The sequence below is a fragment of the Micromonospora sp. URMC 107 genome (genome assembly GCF_051386315.1).
In the GTDB taxonomy this organism is placed as follows: Bacteria; Actinomycetota; Actinomycetes; order Mycobacteriales; family Micromonosporaceae; genus Micromonospora.
The window spans coordinates 1-4,364 of sequence record NZ_JBPQTK010000229.1 but is presented as its reverse complement, the minus strand read 5'-3'; the positions used below and the strand labels follow the sequence as shown (position 1 = coordinate 4,364).

The 4,364-nt window shown below is 72.5% G+C and carries 3 protein-coding genes; all 3 read left to right on the top strand.

Annotated elements, in window-relative coordinates; translation table 11 throughout:
* Window positions 1-158 precede the first annotated feature (158 nt).
* The 3 genes from ACSNN9_RS27880 to ACSNN9_RS27870 all read left to right on the top strand — a co-directional run bounded on the left by ACSNN9_RS27880 (window position 159) and on the right by ACSNN9_RS27870 (window position 3,828).
* The gene (locus tag ACSNN9_RS27880) at window positions 159-641 is read left to right on the top strand and encodes an SgcJ/EcaC family oxidoreductase (RefSeq protein WP_436676280.1); all 483 of its coding nucleotides are present in this window, start codon (window positions 159-161) and stop codon (window positions 639-641) included.
* A gap of 305 nt (window positions 642-946) precedes the next feature.
* Window positions 947-2,524 carry a GMC family oxidoreductase gene (locus tag ACSNN9_RS27875; protein ID WP_436676278.1) on the top strand — a complete coding sequence of 526 codons (1,578 nt, stop codon included), beginning with the start codon at window positions 947-949 and terminating at the stop codon, window positions 2,522-2,524.
* A gap of 119 nt (window positions 2,525-2,643) precedes the next feature.
* Window positions 2,644-3,828 carry an acyl-CoA dehydrogenase family protein gene (locus tag ACSNN9_RS27870; protein ID WP_436676277.1) on the top strand — a complete coding sequence of 395 codons (1,185 nt, stop codon included), beginning with the start codon at window positions 2,644-2,646 and terminating at the stop codon, window positions 3,826-3,828.
* Window positions 3,829-4,364: the final 536 nt, after the last annotated feature.

The following is a 4,364-nucleotide window of genomic DNA, read 5'->3' as shown; positions in this document are numbered from 1 at the left end:
GCTGGTAACCACCCACAACCCGGCACGCCGCCCGACCCACGAAGGAGACAACCCGGTGTGGGTCCGGGCGGCGTGCCGACCAGTTTGACCAACGCCTCGCCGGCCCCGGTTCCCGGGGTCCGCCGGCGTCCCCGCCGATCGAGACGGAGAAGATGACCATGCCCAGCAACCAGTCGTCCTGGGGCGACGCGTCCGCACACCTGGCTGCCGCCGGGGTGGCGGAGGACACCTCCTACTACCGCGGGTTCACCAGCCCGGACGAGAAGGCCGCGCTCACCGTGGCGATGCGGATCCAGGCCGCCTGGGCGGCCAACGACCCGGACGCCTTCGCCGGCGTCTTCGCCGACAACGGCAGCCTGCTCATGCAGGACAACCAGCTCACCAGCCGCGAGCAGATCCGGTCCTACATGCGGGAGGGCTTCGAGGGGCCGTACCGGGGCGCCCGGGTCAAGGGCTGGCCGGTCTTCCTGACGTTCCTCAAGGACGACGTCGCCATGGTGGTCACCGAGGGCGGGATCATGTTCGCCGACGAGTCGGAGATCGCGCCGGAGCGTTTCATCCGCGCCACCTGGGTGATCCGCCGGGAGCCCTCCGGGCAGCTGCGCCTGCTGTCGCACCAGAGCAGCCCGGTCAAGGGCTGACCGCCGGCCGGGCGACGCCGGTCGCGGCCCGCCGCCACCGGCCGCCCGGACGCCGGCGGGTCCCGGGCCCCGCCGGCCGCCCGCGCGTCGGTAGGCCGCCCCGAGCGTGCGGCGCGCGCCCGGCCCGGGTCCCCGACCACCCTGGGCGGACCGGACGGCCCCCGCGCCGCCTCCTCCGAATCGCGGCCAGGTCCGGAAAAGCAATTCGGACAAACGGATGAACGTCCCGGAGGAAAGCACTCTGGAAGGCGAACCCGGCAGCCCGTCGGCTCATCCTTGACCCAGCGCATTCTAAGGAGGAGTGAATGTACGACTATGTCGTCGTCGGCGGAGGAACCGCCGGTTGTGTGCTCGCGGCGCGGCTGAGCGAGAATCCGGACGTGTCGGTCTGCCTCATCGAGGCGGGTCCGGCGGACAAGGCGCCGAACATTCACATTCCGGCTGCGTTCGGGAAGCTCTTCCGCACCCACCTCGACTGGGACTACGACACGCACGACGAGCCGTTCCTGGACCGCCGTCGCGTCTACCTCCCGCGTGGGCGGGTGCTCGGCGGCACCAGCTCGATCAACACCATGGTCTACATCCGGGGGAACCGGATCGACTTCGACGGCTGGCAGCAGCCGGGCTGGAGCTTCGACGAACTGCTGCCGTACTTCAAGCGCTCGGAGGACAACGAGCGGGGCGAGTCGATGTACCACGGGGTCGGCGGCCCTCTCGCGGTCTCCGAGGGCCGGGCGAAGAACCCGATGTCGAAGGCCTTCGTGGAGGCCGCGGCCGAGGCCGGGCACGCCGTCAACCCGGACTTCAACGGGGCCGAGCAGGACGGGTTCGGGTTCTTCCAGGTCACCCAGCGCGACGGCCGGCGGGCGAGCGCCGCGACCGCGTTCCTGCACCCGGCGCTCGACCGGCCGAACCTGACGGTCGAGACGAACCTCCAGGTGCACCGGGTCCTCATCGAGCACGGGCGGGCCGTGGGGGTCGTCGGTCAGCGCCTGGACGACGAGATCACGGTCCGGGCGGAACGCGAGGTGATCCTCGCCGGCGGCGCGTACAACAGCCCGCACCTGCTGATGCACTCCGGCGTCGGTCCCGCCGACCTGCTGGCCGCGCTCGGCATGCCGGTCGTGCTCGACCAGCCCGCGGTGGGCCAGGGGCTCCAGGACCACGCCCTGGTGCCGCTGATCTTCACGCACTCCCACCCGATCAGCCTGCTCGTCGCCGGGGCGCCGGAGAACGTGGAGCAGTTCATGGCGGACGGCACGGGACCGTTGACGTCCAACGGCCCGGAGTCCGGCGGGTTCGCCCGGACCCGCGACGACCTGCCGGCTCCCGACGTGGAGTACCTGGGCGCGCCCGTCATGTTCGCCGACAGCGGCCTCGGCACGCCGACCCACCACGCCTTCTCGTACGGTCCGTCGATCCTCACCCCGCGCAGCCGCGGCTACGTGACCCTGGCCTCCGACGACCCGACGGCGAAGCCGAAGATCGTGCACAACTACTTCGCGGACGAGGCCGACATGCGGGTCGCGATCGACGGTGTGCGGATCGGGTTGGAGATCTCGCGGCAGCCGGCCCTGAAGCCCTACACGGAGGCGGCGTACCAGCCGCCGGCGTCGGAGTCGGACGACGACCTGCGCACCTACGTCCGTCAGTACGCGCACTCCATCTACCACCCGGCCGGCACCTGTGCCATGGGCACGGTCGTCGACGCCGACCTGCGGGTACGCGGCGTGGAGGGGCTGCGGGTGGTCGACGCCTCGGTCATGCCGACGCTGATCCGCGGCAACCCGAACGCCGCGGTGCTGGCCATCGCCGAGAAGGCGGCCGACCTGATCAGCGGGGCCCCGCCACTGCCCGTGAACACCGCCGCGCTTGCGGCCTGACCGTCCGGAAGCACACCTGCCACGCCGGTTCGTCACGCCTTCCCGGCACCGGGTCGGCGAATCGTCGGACCGGCCCGTTCCGGCGCTGCAACGACACGACTATCTCGAAGGAGGACCGGGTGGAGGTCACCCAAGCACCGTCCAGGACCGAACTGGTCAAGCGCGCCACCGATCTGGTGCCGCTGCTGCGCAAGCACGCCAGTTGGTCGGAGGAGAATCGGCGCCTGCACGACGAGGTGGTCGACGCGATGGCGGAGGCCGGCTTCTTCAAGATGCGGGTGCCCACCCGGTACGGCGGATACGAGTCCGACACCCGTACGCAGGCGGAGGTCACCGCCGAACTGGCCCGCGGCGACGGCTCGGTCGGCTGGACCATGTCGGTCTGGACGATCCCGGGCTGGATGGTCGGCATGTTCCCGGACGAGGTCCAGGACGAGGTCCACTCGACGCCCGACGTGCGGGTGTGCGGCACGCTCAGCCCGTCGGCGATGGCGGCCCCCAAGGAGGGCGGCCTGGTGGTCAACGGCCAGTGGGGCTTCATCAGCGGCGCCCAGCACAGCCACTGGCAGGAGATCATCGCCATGGCGCCGACTCCGGACGGCGCCGGGCTCTGGCCGGTGATGGCGCTGGTGCCGATGTCGGACCTGGAGATCGTCGACGACTGGTACACGTCGGGCATGCGGGGTTCGGGCAGCGTCACCACCGTCGCCCGGGACGTCTTCGTGCCCCAGGAGCGGGTGCTGCCGCTGCCGGCCATCCTGCAGAACCAGTACGCCTCCGTCCTGAACGCCGACCTGCCGATGTACCGCACGACGCTGCTCGGCGTGGCCGCCGCCTCCTCGGTCGGCACCGTGGTCGGGCTGGCCAGGGCGGCCCGGGAGGTCTTCTTCGAGCGGCTGCCGGGCCGGAAGATCACCTACACCGAGTACGAGAGCCAGCGCGACGCCCCGATCACCCACCTCAGGGTCGCCGAGGCCGTGATGAAGATCGACCAGGCGGAGTTCCACGCGCACCGGGTCACCGGGCTGGTCGACGACAAGGGCCTGACCGGCGAGCCCCTGACGCTGGAGGAGCGGGCCCGTTCCCGGGCCGACGTCGGCGCCGTGTGTCAGCTCGGCAAGGAGGCCGTGGACATCTTCAACATGGCCAGCGGCGGCTCGTCCGTCTACAACACCGTGCCGATCCAGCGCATCGCCCGGGACGCGCAGGTCGTCAACATGCACGCGCTGATGCTGCCGGAGACCAACTACGAGCTGTACGGCCGGGTCCTCTGCGGTCTGGAGCCCAACTCGCCGTACATCTGACGGACAGGCCCTCGGCGCACGGCGCGGGCGCGGTGGCGACGAGGTCCACCGCGCCCGCGCCGCGTCGGTCTGCTGGCCGGAGCGGTGCCTGTCCCACCCGGACGACGGGTCGGGCAGGCACCGCTCCGGCCAGACTGCGTTCCGGCGGCAGCCGGGGACCAGGCCGCACCGTGGACGGCCCGGTCAGCGACCCCGGCCCTGCCGCCGCGGCCCGGCCCTGCCGCCGCGGCCCGGCCCTGCCGGCACGGCCCGGCCCTGCCGGCACAGGGTGGCCGCGGCCGGCGGCACCCCGGGGCGGGCGCCGCGGCGATCCGGCGGAAGCTCCGGTCAGTCCACCGCCGCCCGCCACGACCAGGACGTGGGCCCGCGTTTCGCCGTCGGCGGTCGGCTGGCGTGGGTCGGCGCGGTCGGCCCGGCCGTTCCCGGCTGACGGTTGGTCCGGCGAGCGCCGGGTCGGGTCCGGCGCCGGGGGCTGGCTGCCGGTCCGCGGCAACCGTCATCGGATGTGGCAGGGGGCCGGCGCCTTCGCGCCGGCC

Excerpts from the sequence above, each read along its gene's own strand:
- ACSNN9_RS27875 (WP_436676278.1), top strand. The coding sequence starts at position 947 with ATGTACGACTATGTCGTCGTCGGCGGAGGAACCGCCGGTTGTGTGCTC.
- ACSNN9_RS27880 (WP_436676280.1), top strand. The coding sequence starts at position 159 with ATGCCCAGCAACCAGTCGTCCTGGGGCGACGCGTCCGCACACCTGGCT.